Here is an 18,444-nt window from a genome sequence, read left to right on the forward strand (position 1 = left end):
GGCTCACACTAACGCTCCTGGTTGTAGGTACTGCCCGGGCCGTGGCCCGGTCCGTTCGTGTCCCCGCCGGCGCGGCCCCGCTCGACACCCCGTCGCAGGCTGCTCAACCTGCCACGTATGTCCTCCGGTGCGCGCGAGACCGAGGGGCCGGTCTGCGGGGTCTGCTCCGCCGCACCCTCGACCAGATTGGCCTTGGGGACGCGGCGGGGAAGACCGGAGATGGTGACTCCGCCCGCCTTGGGCTCGCGGAGCTTCTCGGCCCGCTGCCAGCGCTCGTCGTTCCTGGAACGCCAGTCGTCGGCGCCGGCCGTCTCGCTCTGTCCGCCGCCGGTGGTGGTGCCCGTACCGGTACCGCTGTCGGTTCCGGTGGCACCGCTGCCGTTGACGCTGCCTGTTGCCGTGCTGGGGACGTTGCTGGTGGCACTGTCGTCGCCGACCGCGCCGTTGCTCTGACCGCTGCCCTGCCGGCCGCCGCCGCTTCCGCTGCCCCGGCGCGGCAGACCCGCGTCCGTCAGCGCGTGGCTGGCACTCGGGGACGGTCCCGGACGGTCGAAGCCTACGCGTTCCTGAGCGTTCTCGGGAGCGCTGTCCACGGATTCCGGTTCGGTCCGCTGCTCGGCCTCGTACGCGTTCTGGTACGTACCTGACTCCGCCCACTCGCCCTGCTGGGCAGGGGGAGCGAAGGAGTTCTCATACGGACCCGCGGCGGCCGGGGGAGCCTGGTAGTTCCCCTCCGGATAGAACCCGGCATCGGCCGGGGCCGGGGGAGTGGCCGCCGGGAAGGACGCCGTGGACTCCGCCGGGTACGCCGTCGGCTCCGGGTAGGGCTGCGCCGGGAACTCCGCGTACGACGCCGGGGCGTACTCGGCACCGGCCGCGGGCGGCTGGGGCGCGTACGGGGCCTCCGACGGCGGCTCCTCGCGGTACTGGCCGTGCACCTGGTCCTGGAAGAGCGGCTGCTCGGAGAGGGGCGGGGTGCCCAGCGCGGCCCGGCGCTCCTCGCGCTTCTGCGAGCGGTCGACGGGGTTGAGGCGCTGCGCCTCGTCCGGCGGCTGCTCGTAGCGCGAGTCGTCGAAGCCCAGCTCCGCGGCCGTCAGCATCGGAGCGGTCTGGAACTGCTGCTCCTGCGCCGGGGGCTGCTGGTCCGGCATGATCTGCGTGACGCTGAACTCCGGCGCGGGCTCCGCAGGGGTGCCGCCACCGCCGTGGGTGATCGCGTCGGGGAGCATCACCAGCGAGGTCGTCCCGGCCTGCTCGCCCGAGGGGCGCAGCTGGACGCGGACGCCGTGCCGTTCCGAGAGCCGGCCGACCACGAAGAGACCCATGCGCTGGGACACGGCGGCGTCCACGGTCGGCGGGTTGGCCAGCTTGTGGTTGATGTCGGCGAAGTCCTCGGCGGTGAGACCGATGCCCTTGTCGTGGATCTCGATCATCACGCGGCCGTCGGGCAGCCGGGTCGCGGTCACCCGGACCTTCGTCTGCGGCGAGGAGAAGGTGGTGGCGTTCTCCAGCAGCTCGGCCAGCAGATGCACCAGGTCGGTGACGGACTGGCCGTGGATCTCGGTCTCCGGGACCCCGGTCAGCTCGATGCGCTCGTACGACTCCACCTCGGAGGCCGCCGCGCGGAGCACGTCGACCAGCGGCACCGGCTGGTTCCAGCGGCGGCCCGGCTCCTCGCCCGCGAGGACGAGGAGGTTCTCGCCGTTGCGGCGCATCCGGGTCGCGAGGTGGTCGAGCCGGAAGAGGTTCTCCAGCTGGTCCGGGTCGCCCTCGTTGTTCTCCAGATCGGAGATGAGGGTCAACTGCCCCTCGATCAGCGACTGGTTGCGGCGCGAGAGATTGGTGAAGATCGCGTTGACATTGCCCCGGAGCATGGCCTGCTCGGCGGCGAGCCGGACCGCCTCGCGGTGGACCTGGTCGAAGGCGCGGGCGACCTCGCCGATCTCGTCGCGCGAGTCGATGGGGATGGGCTGGACACGGGTGTCGACCCGGCCGGGCTCGGCGCGCGACAGCTGGTCGACCAGCATCGGCAGCCGCTGCTCCGCGACGCCGAACGCGGCGGTGCGCAGCGCCAGCATCGAGCGGCTCAGCTGCCGGGCCATCATCGAGGCCAGGACGAAGGCGGCCAGCAGCGCGATCACGACGATCGCGGCGGTGGTGATGGCGCTGTTGCGGGCGCTGTCCGAGATCTGCGCGGCGTCGCTCACCGCCTGGCCGATGAGGTCGTTCTCGACCTCCGTGTAGCCGTCGAACTTGGCGGTGGTGGCCGCCATCCACGCCTCGGGGGTGACCCCGCGCGACGCGAGCTGCTCGGGGTTGTCGCCGGTCGCGATGGCCGCGACCATGCCGTCGAGGACGGAACCGTCCTTGCTCGGCGGCGCGGTGAAGTCCTCGCCGGCGGCCATCGCCTGCTGCTGCGCGGAGGCCAGCTTCTTGGCGCCCTCGGCCGTCTTCTCCTTCATGACCGCCTGGAGCTGGGCCATGTCCGCCTCCGTACCGCCGGAGACGAACTCACCGATCGCGATGTCCTCCAGATAGGCGTAACTGGAGAACGCGATCGCCTGACCGCTCTTGACGTCGGCCTTCTGGCTCGGCCGCACCAGCAGATGCATACCGATGGAGCGCTGGAGCGAACCGGCGCCCTTGGCGAGCTGGAGCGCGTAGACCGTACGGCCGTAGCTGGTGCTGTTGCCGCTGCCGAAGCCCAGGTCGTTGGAGAACTCCATGAGGGTGTGCTCGATCGGCACGTATCCCTCTTCGGTGGCGACCGGGCCGCCGTTGCCGCCGCTCTTGTCCGGGGTCTCGACGCCCGCGGTGAACGCGGTCTTCCGCAGCTCCGCGAGGTTCGGCTCCACACTGCGGAACAGCGCGAGCCGGCGCTCCAGACCCTCACGGCTGGGCATGTCCTGGACCGCGGTGTTGAACTTCCGCGCCGCCTCGTCGGTGGCCGCGCGGGCCTGGACGACCACGGGGGAGTCACGCTTGTTCGTCAGCAGGGGCTGCGCGGTCAGGTCGCGCTCGTTGAGCAGCGCCTGGCCGTAGTCCGAGGCCGCCCGTACGAGCAGCGCCGTGCGCTCGGCGTCCTGCGCCTGCTGCCAGGTGTCGACGGACGCCTTCACCTGGAAGCCGCCCATGACCAGACCGACCATCACCGGGATCAGCAGAATGGCGTTCAGCCGCGTGGGCACCCGCCAGTTGCGCGGCGAGAAACGGCTGGAACTGCCCGCCGCAGGCGGGGAAGCTGCCTTGGCCGCGGGCGGCACCGCTGTGCGGGGCGGCGGGGTGAAGTTCCCCCGCGCCTGCTGCTCCGCGGAGCTTGTTCTGCTTCGCCTCACTCGACCAACAACCTCTCGGCGTCGGCACCTTACGTTGTGCCGCGTTCTGTTTCAGGGGCCGTACTAGCCGTACTCCTCAGGAGTCGCTGAATTCCAGCACGGGGGAGGCGTGCAATCCAAACAGCAGGAATCAGCCATTCCGAGCGGTACGAGCCTCACATGAAACGGGCATAAAGAACTAGCCACGTCAAAAGGTGAGCGTGACATGAGCGCAGCGACACCGGCTGAGTGCGTCGGGTGTCCGAAGCGCACGAATTCTCTGTCGAAATGTTATGAACACGGAGGTGGGCCGTGTCCAGTGACATGGCCCACCCCCGGCGCTGTCTACGACAACTGCCGTAGCGGTTTGTCTACTTCAGTCGTGCCATGAGTGCGTGTTCGACGAGGGTGATGAGGCCGCTTTTGGCGTCGGCGCGGTGGCGGGCGTCGGTGGTGATGATGGGGGTGTCGGGGCCGATCTGGAGTGCTTCGCGTACTTCGTCGGGGGTGTAGGGCTGGTGTCCGTCGAAGCCGTTGAGGGCGATGACGAAGGGGAGTCCTGAGTTTTCGAAGTAGTCGACGGCGGGGAAGCAGTCGGCGAGGCGGCGGGTGTCGACGAGGACGACGGCGCCGATGGCGCCGCGTACGAGGTCGTCCCACATGAACCAGAAGCGGTCCTGTCCGGGGGTGCCGAAGAGGTAGAGGATGAGGTCTTGGTCGAGGGTGATGCGGCCGAAGTCCATGGCCACGGTGGTGGTGGTCTTGTCTCCGGTGTGGGTGAGGTCGTCGATGCCGGCGGAGGCGCTGGTCATGACGGCTTCGGTACGCAGCGGGTTGATCTCCGAGACGGCGCCGACGAACGTGGTCTTGCCCACGCCGAAGCCGCCCGCCACCACGATCTTCGCGCTGGTGGTCGACCGTGCCGTCCCGGCACCGCCGCTAGAGCTTGCGAAGTCCACTGAGCACCCTTTCGAGCAGTGTCACATCCGGCGTGCCGCCGGCCTCTCCGTTACCGGGCTGGTGAATGGCGACCATGCCGGCTTCCGCCAGGTCGGCCACGAGAATACGGGCGACGCCGAGCGGCATCGTGAGCAGTGCCGAGACCTCCGCCACGGACTTGACCTCACGGCACAGATGGCAGATCCGCTGGTGCTCGGGGAGCAGGGTGGCGAGATGCGCCGGGTCCGCGGTCGTGCTGACCAGTGCCTCGATGGCGAGCTGGTACCGGGGCCGGGTCCGGCCGCCGGTCATGGCGTACGGACGTACCAGCGGCTGATCGCCCTCGGACCCGTAGGACGCGTCCATAGAGGCGCCGTACGGATCGTGAGAGGCGGGTGGCGGGGTCATGAATCCTCCGGGCGTGACAGCAAGATGCCTTCGTGCCGTCTGACTTGGCCGGTGGGGGGCCGGTTGGGCGGCCTGACGGTAGGGAGCTGGGGCGTTTCCTGGGGCCTCAGTGCAACAGACTTCCCTGCAACTCGGCGCGCAGGTCCGGGGTGAGGACCGTACCTGCGCGGTCGACCAGAAGGGCCATTTCGTACCCCACCAGACCGATGTCGCACTCGGGGTGGGCGAGGACGGCCAGGGAGGAACCGTCGGAGACGGACATGAGGAAGAGGAAGCCGCGCTCCATCTCCACCACGGTCTGGTTGACCGGGCCGCCTTCGAAGATCCGGGACGCCCCCGCGGTCAGCGAGGTCAGACCGGACGCCACGGCCGCGAGCTGATCGGCGCGGTCGCGGGGGAAGCCCTCGGACATGGCCAGCAGAAGTCCGTCGGCGGAGACCACCACTGTGTGGGACACCCCGGGGGTGTTGTCCACAAAGTTGGTGATCAACCAGTTCAGATTCTGCGCAGCCTGACTCATCGGACTCAACTAACGCTCCTGCTGGTGAGAGGTGCCGAGGTTGAATCCGTTGCTCGCCGGGCCGGTGTTGCCCGCCTGACGACCTTGCTGGATACCCCGACGGAGATTGGTCAGCCGGCCGCGTACGTCAGCGGGTGCACGAGATACCTGCGGACCGGCCTGGGTGTTCTGTTCCTGCGCGGTTCCCGGCACCAGGTTGGCACGCGGTACCCGGCGGGGCAGACCGGAGGTGGTGAGACCGCCGGCCTGGGGCTTTTTGGCCCGCTCGGCCTGGCGTACCAGCTCGTCGTTGGGCGAGGTGCGCCAGGAGGAATTGGCGGCCACGCCGTTCGCGCCCGAACTGCTTCCCGGGCCACCGTCGCCCGAGGGAACCCCGAAGCTGTTGGTGCCCGAGTCGATGGTGCCGAAGCCACCGGCGCTGGTGCCGGTGATGCCGGAGCTGTTGGTGCCCGGACCGTTCGCGCCCGAGCCGTTCGCGCCCGAGCCGTTCGCGGAGTCGCGCCGCGGCATGAGCGGTTCACGGCGGGGCATCGGCGGCGGAGACTGCGGTCGGCTCGCGGAGGGGCCGGGCGGCAGCGACCGGGAGTCGTCGTGGAAGCTGTCCCGCGCGTCGTCCCGGGAGCCGTTGCGCGGCTCCGGCCGGTCCTGCGAGCGGTCCTGCGGACGGCCGTTGGCGCCGCCCTGCGAGCCGTTGCTCTGCGCGCCGTTGGTCCGGGGGCCGCCCTGCGGGGCGTCGCCGCCCTGCTGCGCGGCGTGGAACCAGTTGGTTTCCAGGTTGTCGTACAGCGGGGTGCTGCCGTCACCCGGACCCGCCGGAGGCAGCGCCTCCTGCTGCGGCTGCGGCGGCAGGCCCGGCGGACGGTAGCCGCCCTGCGAACCGGGCGCCGGGGCCGGGGCCGACGGACGCGGCGCGCTGAAGTCCTGCGGCGCGGCGAAGTCCGACGGCGGACGGAACGCGGACCGGTCGTCCCGGTCCGGCCGGCCGTCGTACTCGGCCTGGTAGCCCGAGGGCGCCGGGGCGTTGAAGTCCGGCACCGGGAACTGCGCCGTGGCCGCGGCGTCCTGCGCGGGGTTCTGGTCGGGCCGCGGCGCGTTGAAGTCCGGGCGCGGGAACTCCGACGTGGCGCCGGGTCCCTGCTGCTCGGCCGTCGGACGGGCGAACTGGCCGGTGGTCTCGTGCTCCTCGTGGCCGCGCGGCGCGTCCAGCGAGGGGCGCTGCGGAGCCGAGGACTGGTTGGCCCCCCAGCTGGTGGTCTGCGGGCGCTTCGGCTGCGGGTTGCCGCCCGGCAGCTCGGCGCGCGGTCCGCCGGGGGGCGGCAGCTGCCGGCCGCGGTCGGCGGGGGCGCCGCCCTGCTGGAAGGCGTTCTGGGCACGGCCGCTGAAGCCGTTCTGGCCGCCCTGGCCGTCGGACCGGTCCGTACGCTGCTGCCCCTGGCCGGGGAAGCCCTGGCCCGGACCCTGGCCCTGCGCGGGGCCCTGGCCCTGGCCGGGGCGGTTCTGGGCCGGCGCGCCGAAGGCGTTCTGGCTGAAGACGTTGCCCTGGCCCTGGCCCTGATTCTGACCCTGGCCGGAGCCCTGCCGCTGCTGGTCCTGCGGGAAGCCGCCCTGCGGGTTGCCCTGAGGACCGCCCTGCGGACCGTTCTGCGGTCCGGGCGGTGTCCCGTCGCGGGAGGGCAGCGCCGCGCGCGGACTCGCGCCGGGGCCGACCTGGCCGCGCGGGGCGCCCGCGCCGAGCAGTCCGGGAGCGGGCGAGCCGCCGGGGCCCGCGCCGAGACCGGGACGGCCGCCGCCGGCCGTACCGGGACCGCCGGTGAGCTGGCCGCCGGTGGAGGCCGGCGACTGGCCGCCGCCGTTCGGGCCGCCGGGGCGGCCGGGCGGGCTCTTCTTGCCGCCGTGGGCGACATCGACGGGCAGCATGACCAGCGCGGTCGTACCACCGGAGTCGGACGGCCGCAGCTGGATACGGATGCCGTGGCGCAGCGACAGCCGGCCGACCACGAACAGACCCATGCGGCGCGAGACCGAGACATCCACGGTGGGCGGCGACGCGAGCCGCTCGTTGATCGCGGCGAGGTCCTCGGGCGAGAGCCCGATACCGGTGTCGTGGATCTCGACGAGCACCCGGCCGTCCGGCAGCGCGTGGCCGGTGACCCGGACCTTCGTCTGCGGCGAGGAGAACGACGTGGCGTTCTCCAGCAGCTCGGCGAGCAGGTGCACGAGGTCGTTGACGACGCGTCCGGCGACCTCGGTCGTGGGCACCGAGGAGAGTTCGATGCGCTCGTACTGCTCCACCTCGGAGGCGGCGGCACGGAGCACGTCGACCAGCGGTACGGGCCGGGTCCACCGGCGGCCCGGCTCCTCGCCCGCGAGGACGAGGAGGTTCTCGCCGTTCCGGCGCATACGGGTCGCGAGGTGGTCGAGCTTGAAGAGGGACGACAGCTGGTCCGGGTCCGCCTCGCGGGACTCCAGCTCGGAGATCAGCGACAGCTGGCGCTGGATGAGGCCCTGGCTGCGGCGCGAGAGGTTGGTGAACATCGCGTTGACGTTGCCCCGGAGCAGGGCCTGCTCGGCGGCGAGCCGGACGGCCTCGCGGTGCACGTCGTCGAAGGCCGCGGCGACCTTTCCGATCTCGTCCCGGGAGTGCACACCGACGGACTCGACGGAGGTGTCCACATCCTGCGGGTCCGAGTCGGAGAGCTGCTTGACCAGCTCGGGCAGCCGGTCCTGGGCGACCCTGGTCGCCGTGTCCTGGAGCCGGCGCAGCGAGCGGATCATGGACCGGGCGACCACGAAGGCGCCGATCAGCGAGACACCGAGCACCAGCAGGATGACGGCACCGTTGATGAGCGCGTCGCGCTGCGAACTGTCGCGCAGCTCGCGGGCCTTGCTCTCCATCTCACCGAGCAGGGTGGCCTCGATGGTCTTCATCGCGTTGATCCGGGTGGCCGCCTGGTCGGTCCAGTCCAGATACGAGCGGCCGGGCTGGGTCGCCATGCCGTCCGCGCGGTCGAGGACCCGGTCGGCGTACTTCTCGGACGACTGGATCTCGGGGCTGCCCTGGCCGTTGAGCGGGGCCATCAGCTCTTCGGCGTTGCCGCCCATCGACTCGTACAGGGCGCGGAAGGAGGTGAGGGAGTTGCGCTCCTTGTTCGCCGCGGCCAGACCGTAGAGCCGGTCGTTGTCGTTGAGGTTGCCCTTGGTGCTGGGGTTGGAGGGCAGCGCGGCGGCGATGATCGCGCGCTGGATCGAGGCGTACTCCTTGGCGGAGGAGAACGCGGCGAGCGCGCGGGTCCGCTTGATCATCTCGGGGTTGTTGGTCGCCTGGGCCATGTCCTGCGACAGGCTCAGCAGCGAGTCGATCAGCCCGCTGTACGCGTCGACGGTCAGCGAGCGCGCGTCCGAGGTGTACGCGTCCTTGCGGATGTCGTTGATCTTGTTGACCTGGGTGGCGATCTGGTTGACGTTGGAGCGGATGCTCTCCAGCGCCTGGTCGCTGTCGGTGTTGCCGATGTCGACCGTGGCGTCGAGGAAGACCTTCTTCGCCCGGTCGGTCTTCGTACGGCGGTCCTGGACCGCGAAGTTCTTGGGGCTCGCGCCGTTGGTGAGGGGGCCGGCCGACTCGTCGCGCTCCGCCTGGAGGGCCTGCGCGAGGTTGGTGGCCTCCTTGGTCATCTTGGTCAGCAGCTGCATGTGCTCCAGCTGCTGCATCTCGTTGAGCGAGTCATTGATCCGCAGACCGCCCAGCGTGGTGGCCGCGACCACCGGCAGGGTCAGCAGGGCCACCAGACGCGTACTGATGCGCCAGTTGCGCAGGGCTACGCGGGAGCCGGGGTCGCTCGGGTCCTTGACCTTCCCCCCCGGCCGCTCCGCGGGGCCGCCCGGGCCACCGGGCCCGCCCGGCCCTCCTGGACCGGCCGTCACCGCTCCGGGGCCACCACGGCCGTCGCCCGAGGGCGCGGGGCCCTGGTTCTGGGTGTGCTGGGCCGAGGAGCCGCGGTCGGATCCGCCGCGGGGCTCCTGCTCCGCCGCAGCGCTGCCATCCCTCTTGAAACGTCCCTGCACTAGCGTCGCAACCTCTGGACCAGGCGTCCCCCCGCGAACGGCGGAACGGTGTCGGCGTCGTGGGGCGCAGAACGCTCCCCATGGTGGTCGTGAGTGACCGGCGCTTCTCCCCTCCCCACCGCCGCTCGGCGCTGCGTTGCGCCTTGCGCGCCGGACTTGTAAACCCGCGGCGGTGGGGGGAATTCCAGCACAGTGCCGGACCTCCAACAAGGCCAGTGGTCAGCGCTGTGACCGGAATGACACGCCGTGAGCGCCGGGTCACCTGCCGTAGAAAGTGTTCATGGAGGAAACGGACTTATATTGACGAGCCGCTTACGGGTGGGGGGTGTCCCGGTCCTGATGATCAGCAGTGGAATGTCACATTCAGTTATGCAATGTCCGTTTGTAAGGCAGGCGAAATCTGTCCGGTACGCGGCAAATGTGAGGCGTTTGGTGAGCAAACTCACACGGTGATCGCCGATGGATCCTGATCTCCACGGGGAATCGTCTGTCTAGCCTGACGCTTTACAGGGATGGCAAATCCGACAACCCGCGCTCCGGCGCCCGTACTCCGACAGGGCCTGACACCACACATGAAGACGACGATGCCGCTCCGAACCACCGCGAACCCCCGGCGCACCACGCTGGCGCATCTCAAGGACGCCGAGGACCTGGCCCCGACGGAACGCCCGGAGCACGCCGTCGCCCTGCCGAACCGCACCGCCAACCCCCGCCGTACGACGCTCATGGTCGCTCCCACCGCCCAGTAGGTTCCACGGGTTTTCCGTCCCCGCATCCCCTCATACGCGCGAGGGACGTCTCCCGTTCACGCCCGGCCTCCACGGCCGGGCGTCCGTCGTCCCCCTCGCTCATCTAGCCTGGAGCGTCCAGACCAGCGAGCAAGTGAGGGGCGACAGCATCCCGTGCGCATCGCCAGATTCTCCATCGACGGCAATGTCGCCTTCGGCGCGGTCGAGGGCGAAGGCACCGGCGACTCCGCCGGCCTCGTCCTCGACATCATCAAGGGCATTCCGTACGCCGACTTCGAACTCTCCGGGACCAAGGTCCCGCTGAGCAAGGTGCGGCTCCTGCCGCCCGTCCTCCCCAACAAGGTCGTCGGGTACGCCCGCAACTACCGGGACCACGCGGCCGAGCTGGGCAACGAGGTCCCGCCCGTACCGTTCGCCTTCCTCAAGCCGACCACCTCGGTGATCGGCTCCGGCGACGCGATCGAGTACCCCGCCTTCTCGAACGACGTGAGTTACGAGGCGGAGCTGGCCGTGGTCATCGGCCGGATGTGCCGCGAGGTGCCGCGCGAGCGCGTGAAGGACGTCATCTTCGGCTACACCTGCGCCAATGACGTCACCGCGCGCGACACCCAGAAGACCGAGAAGCAGTGGGCCCGGGCCAAGGGCTTCGACACCTCGTGCCCGCTCGGCCCCTGGGTGGAGACCGAGCTGGACCCGGCGGATCTGACGATCCAGTGCACGGTCAACGGCGAACAGCGGCAGCTCGGCCGTACGAGCGAGATGGTCACGTCCATCGAGGACCTGATCGTCAACATCACCGAGGCCATGACGCTCCTCCCGGGTGACGTCATCCTCACGGGCACCCCCGCGGGGGTCGGCCCCCTGCACGTCGGCGACGAGATCGCCGTCACCATCGAAGGCATCGGCACTCTCACCAACAGGGTGATCAAGCGTGGCTAGCGCACACACCGGCACGGACCCCGGCGTCCGGGTACGTTTCTGTCCCTCCCCGACCGGCAACCCCCATGTGGGACTGGTCCGCACCGCCCTCTTCAACTGGGCGTTCGCCCGCCATCACGGCGGCACCCTGGTCTTCCGTATCGAGGACACCGACGCGGCCCGCGACTCCGAGGAGTCGTACGGCCAGCTGCTCGACGCGATGCGCTGGCTGGGGCTCGACTGGGACGAGGGCCCCGAGATCGGCGGCCCGCACGCGCCGTACCGCCAGTCGCAGCGGATGGACCTCTACCGGGACACCGCCGCGAAGCTGCTGGCGGCGGGCCACGCGTACCACTGCTACTGCACCACCGAGGAGCTGGACGCCCGGCGTGACGCCGCGCGCGCGGCCGGCCGCCCCTCCGGGTACGACGGCCACTGCCGCGAGCTGAGCGACGGGCGAAAGGCGGCGTACGAGGCCGAGGGCCGTACCTCGATCGTGCGCTTCCGGATGCCCGACGAGCCGATCACCTTCACGGACCTGGTCCGCGGCGAGCTGACGTTCACCCCGGAGAACGTGCCGGACTACGGCATCGTCCGCGCCAACGGCGCCCCGCTCTACACGCTCGTCAACCCGGTCGACGACGCGCTGATGGAGATCACCCACGTACTGCGCGGCGAGGACCTCCTCTCCTCCACCCCGCGGCAGGTCGCGCTCTACAAGGCGCTGATCGAGCTGGGCATCGCCAAGGACATCCCGGCGTTCGGGCACCTTCCGTATGTCATGGGCGAGGGCAACAAGAAGCTCTCCAAGCGCGATCCGCAGGCGTCCCTCAACCTCTACCGCGAGCGCGGCTTCCTGCCCGAGGGGCTGCTCAACTACCTCTCGCTGCTGGGCTGGTCGCTCTCCGCCGACCGCGATCTCTTCTCCATGGACGAGATGGTCGCCGCGTTCGACATCGCGGACGTCAACGCGAACCCGGCCCGTTTCGACCTGAAGAAGGCCGAGGCGATCAACGCCGACCACATCCGGAAGCTGGACGTGGCGGCGTTCACCGAGGCGTGCGGGCCCTGGCTGCGGGCCCCGTACGCGCCGTGGGCGCCCGAGTCCTTCGACGCCGCCGCCTTCGCGGTGCTGGCGCCGCTCGCCCAGACCCGGGTCACGGTCCTCTCGGACATCACCGCCAACGTCGACTTCCTCTTCCTCGACGAGCCGGTGGCGGACGAGGCGTCCTGGACGAAGGCGATGAAGCCGGGCGCGGACGCGCTGCTGGCCACCGCCCGTACGAAGATCGCCGAGGCGGAGTGGACCGCCGAGGCGCTCAAGGACGCGGTGCTGGCGGCCGGCGAGGAGCACGGCCTCAAGCTCGGCAAGGCCCAGGCCCCGGTCCGCGTCGCGACCACCGGACGCACGGTCGGCCTGCCGCTCTTCGAGTCGCTGGAGATCCTCGGCCGGGACCGCACCCTGTCCCGGATCGACGCGGCGCTGGCGAAGCTCGCCGGGTGACGTGCTGACGCCCTGACGCGGGCGGTGGCCCTTCACCGGCGCGTTTACTCGTTTTGGAGCGCCGTCCGCGATCAGGTAATGTTCTTCCTGCGCCGCCCGAGAAGGCCGAAAGGCCGGGCCGGGAAGCGCAAGCCGGAACAGACCCCCATCAGGGGGTTCAGTTTTGGTGGGCTATGGTGTAATTGGCAGCACGACGGTTTCTGGTTCCGTTAGTCTAGGTTCGAGTCCTGGTAGCCCAGCGCAGATGAATTTCTGCAAATCACGCCCCCGTTGTGTAGCGGCCTAGCACGCTGCCCTCTCACGGCAGTAGCGCCGGTTCGAATCCGGTCGGGGGTACAGATCCTTCTCTCCGACGTACTCGGGTCGCACCCGGACACGTTGATGCAGGATCGCTAGGGCCCCCGTTGTGTAGCGGCCTAGCACGCTGCCCTCTCACGGCAGTAGCGCCGGTTCGAATCCGGTCGGGGGTACTGAACAACCCATGGGCTATGGTGTAATTGGCAACACGACGGTTTCTGGTTCCGTTGTTCTAGGTTCGAGTCCTGGTAGCCCAGCGCAGATGCTCTCTGCAATGCCCCCGTTGTGTAGCGGCCTAGCACGCTGCCCTCTCACGGCAGTAGCGCCGGTTCGAATCCGGTCGGGGGTACAAAGAAGCACATCGAAGAGGCCCTCCCTGACCGGGAGGGCCTCTTCTGTCTGTGCAGGGCGCTGAGCGGCGTCGTCCCGTACGGATCGGTGGGGCCGCTGCGGCGCTGGAGCGGCCTGCCGAAAGTCCGTCGTGGGTGGAAGGCGGGTAAGAGGGCCAAGGGGAGCGGGAGAGCGGAGTGCGCGGGAATGGGGGCGGCTCAGCTCGTACGGCGCAGGGCCTCGCTCAGCCGGCCCGCCGCGTCGATCACTGCCTGCGCGTGCATCCGGCCGGGGTGCCGGGTCAGCCGCTCGATCGGTCCGGATACCGAGACCGCCGCGACCACCCGGTTCGAGGGCCCGCGCACCGGCGCCGAGACGGAGGCCACCCCGGGCTCCCGCTCACCGATCGACTGGGCCCAGCCCCGGCGCCGTACGCCCGAGAGCGCCGTCGCCGTGAAACGGGCGCCCTGGAGGCCGCGGTGCAGCCGCTCCGGCTCCTCCCACGCCATCAGGATCTGGGCCGAGGAGCCCGCCTTCATCGTGAGGGTGGAGCCCACCGGGACCGTGTCCCGGAGTCCGGAGAGCCGCTCCGCCGCCGCCACACATATCCGCATGTCGCCCTGGCGCCGGTAGAGCTGCGCGCTCTCGCCGGTCAGGTCCCGCAGATGCGTGAGTACGGGGCCGGCCGTGGCCAGCAGGCGGTCCTCACCGGCCGCGGCGGCCAGCTCGGCCAGCCGCGGACCGAGAATGAACCGGCCCTGCATGTCCCTCGCCACCAGCCGGTGGTGTTCCAGTGCCACGGCCAGTCTGTGGGCCGTGGGCCGTGCGAGCCCGGTCGCCGCGACCAGTCCGGCGAGGGTGGCCGGACCGGACTCCAGGGCGCTCAGTACGAGAGCAGCCTTGTCGAGAACGCCGACGCCGCTAGAGTTGTCCATGAAACGATACTCGCGTCTCACTCTGTGAAACGCAAGTTCAATTTCCCGGGGAACTTGCCAACCTGTATGTACGGGCTCGTGGAGTATCGGGTCCCAGCCGGCGTCCGGAGCGTGGGGTACGGACGTGGGCCCACATATCTCTAGGAGTGCCGGCCACCGAGGCCGGCCGGAGGGAAAGCGATGGGTAGGACACTCGCGGAGAAGGTCTGGGACGACCATGTCGTCCGGCGCGCAGAGGGCGAGCCCGACCTCCTCTTCATCGATCTGCACCTGCTGCACGAGGTGACCAGCCCCCAGGCGTTCGACGGCCTGCGCAAGGACGGCCGCCAGGTCCGGCGGCTCGACCTCACCATCGCGACCGAGGACCACAACACCCCGACGCTCGACATCGACAAGCCCATCGCCGACCCGGTCTCCCGGATCCAGCTGGAGACCCTCCGCAAGAACTGCGCCGACTTCGGTGTGCGGCTGCACTCGCTGGGCGATGTCGAGCAGGGCGTCGTCCATGTCGTCGGCCCCCAGCTGGGGCTGACCCAGCCCGGCACCACCGTGGTCTGCGGCGACAGCCACACCTCCACCCACGGCGCCTTCGGCGCGCTGGCGTTCGGCATCGGCACCAGCCAGGTCGAGCATGTCCTGGCCACCCAGACGCTGCCGCTGGCCCGCCCCCGGACCATGGCCATCACGGTCGACGGCGAACTGCCCGCCGATGTCACCGCCAAGGACCTGATCCTCGCCGTCATCGCCCGGATCGGCACCGGCGGCGGCCAGGGCTACATCCTCGAATACCGGGGCTCGGCCATCGAGAAACTCTCGATGGAGGCCCGGATGACCATCTGCAACATGTCCATCGAGGCCGGCGCCCGGGCGGGCATGATCGCCCCCGACGACACCACCTTCGCGTACCTCAAGGGCCGCGACCACGCCCCGACGGGCGAGGACTGGGACGCCGCGGTCGCCTACTGGCGGACGCTGCGCACCGACGACGACGCGGTCTTCGACGCCGAGGTCGTCATCGACGCCACCGCCCTCGCCCCGTTCGTCACCTGGGGCACCAACCCCGGCCAGGGCGCGCCGCTCTCCTCGAACGTCCCCGACCCGGCTTCGTACGAGGACGCTTCGGAGCGCCTCGCCGCCGAAAAGGCCCTGGAATACATGGGGTTGACCGCCGGGCAGGCGCTGCGCGACATCAAGGTCGACACCGTCTTCGTAGGCTCCTGCACCAACGGCCGTATCGAGGACCTGCGCTCGGCGGCCTCGCTGCTGGACGGGCGCAAAGTCGCCGACGGCGTACGGATGCTGGTCGTCCCCGGCTCAGTCCGGGTCGCCCTCCAGGCCGTGGCCGAGGGCCTCGACAAGGTCTTCACCGCCGCGGGGGCCGAATGGCGGCACGCGGGCTGCTCGATGTGTCTGGGCATGAACCCCGACCAACTCGCGCCCGGTGAGCGCTCCGCGTCCACGTCCAACCGCAACTTCGAGGGCAGGCAGGGCAAGGGCGGCCGGACCCATCTGGTCTCTCCGCAGGTCGCCGCCGCCACCGCCGTACTGGGCCATCTGGCCTCGCCCGCAGACCTGTCCGGCGCCGCAGCCGGCGACCGTACGCCCGCTGGAGCGCGATAACCATGGAAGCCTTCACCATCCACACCGGCCGCGCCGTTCCGCTGCGCCGCAGCAACGTCGACACCGACCAGATCATCCCGGCCCACTGGCTCAAGAAGGTCACCCGCGACGGCTTCGAGGACGGGCTCTTCGAGGCGTGGCGCAAGGACCCGGAGTTCGTGCTCAACCGGCCCGAGCGCGCCGGGGCCAGTGTGCTGATCGCCGGACCGGACTTCGGCACCGGGTCCTCTCGTGAACATGCTGTGTGGGCCTTGCAGAACTATGGTTTCCAGACCGTCATCTCCTCCCGGTTCGCGGATATCTTCCGTGGGAACTCGCTCAAGAACGGTCTGCTGACCGTGGTTCTGGAGCAGTCGGTGGTGGATGCCCTCTGGGAGATCACCGAGAGCGACCCGACGGCCGAGGTGACCGTGGACCTGGAGAAGCGCCAGGTTCGGGCCACTTCCCCCGACGGAGCAGCGCTTGTGGCTGATTTCGACCTTGACGAGAATGCCCGCTGGCGGCTGCTGAACGGGCTGGACGACATCAGTCTCACCCTCCAGAACGAGGCGGACATCGCCACATACGAGGCCGGCAGGCCCTCCTTCAAACCCCGCACAATTACCGTCTGAGCAGCGCTTTTCCCCTACTGTTCCACCACCGCACCCCCTGCCGTCCGGCAGGGGGTGCAGTTGTTTGTTGAGCCCCCGTCGGGCGACAACTCGCCCCAGATGGCACAATCGGCGCATGGAACGCGACAACCAACTCAAGCTCTACGGGTTGGTCGCCGAACAACTCAAAGAAGCGCATGCGACGGTGCGTGCACTGCAAGTCCCGGAGGGCGTGCGCAAGGCGCTCTCCCGGAAGCTGCTCGTCATCACGGCGGCGGCCAAACACGATCTCCCGGACGCGGCACGGCGTCTGGACCGCTTGCTGAAGGACCTCGACGAGGGCCGATTTCCCGAAGGTGAGTGACCTCCGTGGAACTCCGCCAGGTCGACTTCGTTGCGGCACTAGGGTGATTAGCCCGTTTCGTGTTTGATTTGCGGTATATATCTGCCTAACGTGCGAAAAAAGCTTGAACACTTTCGTTCTGGCAATGTGTCTCCGAAGGGGAAGACGTGAACAAGGCGCAGCTCGTAGAAGCGATCGCGGACAAGGTCGGCGGCAGGCAGCAGGCCGCCGACGCGGTGGACGCGGTACTCGACGCGATCGTCCGCGCGGTCGTCGCCGGTGACCGGGTCTCGGTGACCGGCTTCGGCTCGTTCGAGAAGGTCGACCGCCCGGCCCGCTACGCCCGTAACCCGCAGACGGGTGAGCGCGTCCGGGTCAAGAAGACCTCGGTGCCGCGCTTCCGCGCGGGTCAGGGCTTCAAGGACCTGGTCAGCGGCTCGAAGAAGCTCCCGAAGAACGACGTGGCGGTCAAGAAGGCCCCCAAGGGCAGCCTCTCGGGCGGCGTTTCCAGCCGTACGACCGTGAAGGCCGCGGCCAAGAAGGCCACCGCCAAGAAGGCCACGGCGAAGAAGGCGGCGGTCAAGAAGACCACGGCCGCCAAGAAGACCACCGCGAAGAAGACCACCACGGCCAAGAAGGCCAGCCCCGCGGCGAAGAAGACCGCTGCCAAGAAGGCGACGGCCACCACCACCGCCAAGAAGGCCACGGCGAAGAAGACCGCGCCGGCGAAGAAGACCACGGCCAAGAAGGCCCCCGCCAGGAAGGCCACCGCGCGCACCACCACGGCGAAGAAGACCACCACCGCCGCCGCGGCCGCTGCCCGCAAGTAGGGCCGAGCGGAGGATGTGACAAAGGGCCACACGCGCCGGGCCGGGCTCCCCTCGGGGAGCCCGGCCCGCGGCGTTGCCCAGGGGTGCCGGGCGATGACCCGGTACGGCCGGGTCAGAGCGTCTGGAGCGTCACCAGCGTGATCCGCAGCCCCGCGCCGGCGCCCTCGGTCTCGATCCGCACCCGCTGCCCCGGCCGGAGCAGCCGCAGCCCGCCCGCGTCGAAGGCCGCCGCGCCGAACTCCACCGGAGTCCCGTCGTCCAGCAGCACACTTCCGGTGCGCGTCCCGGCGTCATAGGTGTACGAGGTCGCCTGCATCACCGCAGCGTATCCGTCCGGCTCCGGACCTGCGAGGCGGTGTGGCGGCCGAGCCCCAGCTCCGTCGCCACCAGCAGATCGTCGCCCGTGTCGACGTCCCGCCGTACCGAATCCACTCCGGCGAGCACGATTTCCACCGCGCCCGACGACAAATGGCGCCGTCTCGACGCACCGCCGAAAGCCGGACGCAATTCGGTGCCCGGCGCGGCGGTCAGCAATGTCGTCCCCATTTCGGCGGCGTCCGCGAGAAATGCGCGCGGGAAAGCACCGGCCGCCGTCAGTACCCGTCCCAGCTCCGCCGGGCGCAGCGCCGGCAGATCGGCGTTGAGCGCGGCCACCGCCGCCCGCGGCCTGGCCTCCCGGACGGCTCGCGCGCCGTGCGCCAGGGCCGCGTTGAGACCGTCCGCCGGGCTGTCCGGCACGACCCGCGCGCCCAGCGCCGCCAGCCGCTCGGAAGCCGCCGGATCGTCCGTGACGACGACCACGTCCCGTACGGCCGGACAGGCCAGCGCCGCCGCCACCGTGTCCTGCGCGAACGCCAGCGCCAGCCGGGGGCGCAGCGCGTCGCCCGCCGAGGCGGCGAGCCTGCTCTTGGCCAGCCGGAGCGGTTTCAGCGGGACGACCAGGGACCAGCGGCCGGCCGCGGCGGCCCCGGCGGCAGCTTTGGCGGCGGCCGGCACAGGGCCCGGGACGGCGTCCCGGGCGGTCACGGGGGCGGCTGTCGGGTCGGTGTCCGTGGCGAACTCTCCGTCCATGTGTAGCGTCCCCC

At 70.2% G+C, this 18,444-nt stretch carries 15 protein-coding genes and 5 tRNA genes; 12 read left to right on the plus strand and 8 right to left on the minus strand.

The genetic code is table 11. From position 1 onward, the window contains the following. Nucleotides 1-8: 8 nt before the first annotated feature. From DVK44_RS25670 to DVK44_RS25690, 5 genes are all read right to left on the minus strand, one after another. On the minus strand, nt 9-3,335 hold the full coding sequence (locus DVK44_RS25670; RefSeq protein ID WP_114662272.1) for a sensor histidine kinase: 3,327 nt from the start codon (nt 3,333-3,335) through the stop codon (nt 9-11). Between the two features lie 350 nt (nt 3,336-3,685). After that, entirely contained in the window at nt 3,686-4,273 is a 588-nt protein-coding gene (locus DVK44_RS25675; protein ID WP_114662275.1) for a GTP-binding protein, read from the minus strand. Beyond that, entirely contained in the window at nt 4,254-4,661 is a 408-nt protein-coding gene (locus DVK44_RS25680; RefSeq protein WP_114621845.1) for a DUF742 domain-containing protein, read from the minus strand. The genes DVK44_RS25675 and DVK44_RS25680 overlap by 20 nt, the downstream gene beginning before the upstream one ends. 106 nt (nt 4,662-4,767) lie before the next feature. Then, nucleotides 4,768-5,181 (minus strand): roadblock/LC7 domain-containing protein, encoded by a 414-nt coding sequence (locus tag DVK44_RS25685; protein ID WP_030351794.1) that lies wholly within the window; start codon nt 5,179-5,181, stop codon nt 4,768-4,770. A gap of 9 nt (nt 5,182-5,190) precedes the next feature. Further along, nucleotides 5,191-9,243 carry a sensor histidine kinase gene (locus tag DVK44_RS25690; protein ID WP_114662278.1) on the minus strand — a complete coding sequence of 1,351 codons (4,053 nt, stop codon included), beginning with the start codon at nt 9,241-9,243 and terminating at the stop codon, nt 5,191-5,193. Between the two features lie 584 nt (nt 9,244-9,827). Here DVK44_RS25690 and DVK44_RS36505 point away from each other — a divergent pair. The 8 genes from DVK44_RS36505 (at nt 9,828) to DVK44_RS25725 (ending at nt 13,060) form a co-directional block, all read left to right on the plus strand. Beyond that, nucleotides 9,828-9,992 (plus strand): hypothetical protein, encoded by a 165-nt coding sequence (locus DVK44_RS36505; protein ID WP_162793585.1) that lies wholly within the window; start codon nt 9,828-9,830, stop codon nt 9,990-9,992. A 153-nt stretch (nt 9,993-10,145) separates the two neighbouring features. Continuing rightward, nucleotides 10,146-10,931 (plus strand): fumarylacetoacetate hydrolase family protein, encoded by a 786-nt coding sequence (locus tag DVK44_RS25695; RefSeq protein ID WP_114662281.1) that lies wholly within the window; start codon nt 10,146-10,148, stop codon nt 10,929-10,931. After that, nucleotides 10,924-12,414: a glutamate--tRNA ligase gene (gene gltX / locus DVK44_RS25700; protein ID WP_114662285.1), complete on the plus strand. Its 1,491-nt coding sequence runs from the start codon at nt 10,924-10,926 to the stop codon at nt 12,412-12,414. The genes DVK44_RS25695 and gltX overlap by 8 nt, the downstream gene beginning before the upstream one ends. 167 nt (nt 12,415-12,581) lie before the next feature. After that, a tRNA-Gln gene (locus DVK44_RS25705) sits at nt 12,582-12,653 on the plus strand. A gap of 24 nt (nt 12,654-12,677) precedes the next feature. Further along, a tRNA-Glu gene (locus tag DVK44_RS25710) sits at nt 12,678-12,750 on the plus strand. A 61-nt stretch (nt 12,751-12,811) separates the two neighbouring features. Further along, nucleotides 12,812-12,884: transfer RNA gene (locus DVK44_RS25715), tRNA-Glu, on the plus strand. Between the two features lie 12 nt (nt 12,885-12,896). Further along, a tRNA-Gln gene (locus DVK44_RS25720) sits at nt 12,897-12,968 on the plus strand. Between the two features lie 19 nt (nt 12,969-12,987). Further along, nucleotides 12,988-13,060, plus strand: a tRNA-Glu gene (locus DVK44_RS25725). A gap of 199 nt (nt 13,061-13,259) precedes the next feature. On the opposite strand, the gene ndgR is transcribed toward DVK44_RS25725, so the two are convergent. Next, nucleotides 13,260-13,976, minus strand: coding sequence for an IclR family transcriptional regulator NdgR (gene ndgR, locus DVK44_RS25730; RefSeq protein WP_114662287.1), 717 nt, complete (start codon nt 13,974-13,976; stop codon nt 13,260-13,262). A gap of 180 nt (nt 13,977-14,156) precedes the next feature. On the opposite strand from ndgR, the gene leuC reads away from it, so the two are divergent. The 4 genes from leuC (at nt 14,157) to DVK44_RS25750 (ending at nt 17,359) form a co-directional block, all read left to right on the plus strand. Further along, the gene (gene leuC / locus DVK44_RS25735) at nt 14,157-15,596 is read left to right on the plus strand and encodes a 3-isopropylmalate dehydratase large subunit (protein WP_114662290.1); all 1,440 of its coding nucleotides are present in this window, start codon (nt 14,157-14,159) and stop codon (nt 15,594-15,596) included. 2 nt (nt 15,597-15,598) lie between these two features. After that, entirely contained in the window at nt 15,599-16,207 is a 609-nt protein-coding gene (gene leuD / locus DVK44_RS25740) for a 3-isopropylmalate dehydratase small subunit (protein WP_114662293.1), read from the plus strand. 115 nt (nt 16,208-16,322) lie between these two features. Beyond that, entirely contained in the window at nt 16,323-16,550 is a 228-nt protein-coding gene (locus DVK44_RS25745) for an SCO5555 family protein (RefSeq protein WP_114662295.1), read from the plus strand. Nucleotides 16,551-16,696: 146 nt separating this feature from the next. Then, the gene (locus DVK44_RS25750) at nt 16,697-17,359 is read left to right on the plus strand and encodes an HU family DNA-binding protein (RefSeq protein ID WP_114662297.1); all 663 of its coding nucleotides are present in this window, start codon (nt 16,697-16,699) and stop codon (nt 17,357-17,359) included. Nucleotides 17,360-17,471: 112 nt separating this feature from the next. Here the strand turns inward: DVK44_RS25750 and DVK44_RS25755 are convergent, their stop codons facing one another. Together DVK44_RS25755 and cofC are read right to left on the minus strand one after the other, a co-directional pair. After that, nucleotides 17,472-17,675: a hypothetical protein gene (locus DVK44_RS25755; RefSeq protein WP_114662299.1), complete on the minus strand. Its 204-nt coding sequence runs from the start codon at nt 17,673-17,675 to the stop codon at nt 17,472-17,474. Next, nucleotides 17,675-18,430, minus strand: coding sequence for a 2-phospho-L-lactate guanylyltransferase (cofC, locus tag DVK44_RS25760; protein ID WP_228447375.1), 756 nt, complete (start codon nt 18,428-18,430; stop codon nt 17,675-17,677). The genes DVK44_RS25755 and cofC overlap by 1 nt, the downstream gene beginning before the upstream one ends. Nucleotides 18,431-18,444 lie beyond the last annotated feature (14 nt).

The organism is Streptomyces paludis (genome assembly GCF_003344965.1).
Classification (GTDB): domain Bacteria; phylum Actinomycetota; class Actinomycetes; order Streptomycetales; family Streptomycetaceae; genus Streptomyces; species Streptomyces paludis.

What these genes read in the sequence shown, in the direction of transcription:
- DVK44_RS25680 (WP_114621845.1), bottom strand. Translation starts at nt 4,661, where the DNA reads ATGACCCCGCCACCCGCCTCTCACGATCCGTACGGCGCCTCTATGGAC.
- DVK44_RS25685 (WP_030351794.1), bottom strand. Translation starts at nt 5,181, where the DNA reads ATGAGTCAGGCTGCGCAGAATCTGAACTGGTTGATCACCAACTTTGTG.
- DVK44_RS36505 (WP_162793585.1), top strand. Translation starts at nt 9,828, where the DNA reads ATGCCGCTCCGAACCACCGCGAACCCCCGGCGCACCACGCTGGCGCAT.
- ndgR (WP_114662287.1), bottom strand. Translation starts at nt 13,976, where the DNA reads ATGGACAACTCTAGCGGCGTCGGCGTTCTCGACAAGGCTGCTCTCGTA.
- leuC (WP_114662290.1), top strand. Translation starts at nt 14,157, where the DNA reads ATGGGTAGGACACTCGCGGAGAAGGTCTGGGACGACCATGTCGTCCGG.
- leuD (WP_114662293.1), top strand. Translation starts at nt 15,599, where the DNA reads ATGGAAGCCTTCACCATCCACACCGGCCGCGCCGTTCCGCTGCGCCGC.
- DVK44_RS25745 (WP_114662295.1), top strand. Translation starts at nt 16,323, where the DNA reads ATGGAACGCGACAACCAACTCAAGCTCTACGGGTTGGTCGCCGAACAA.
- DVK44_RS25755 (WP_114662299.1), bottom strand. Translation starts at nt 17,675, where the DNA reads ATGCAGGCGACCTCGTACACCTATGACGCCGGGACGCGCACCGGAAGT.
- cofC (WP_228447375.1), bottom strand. Translation starts at nt 18,430, where the DNA reads ATGGACGGAGAGTTCGCCACGGACACCGACCCGACAGCCGCCCCCGTG.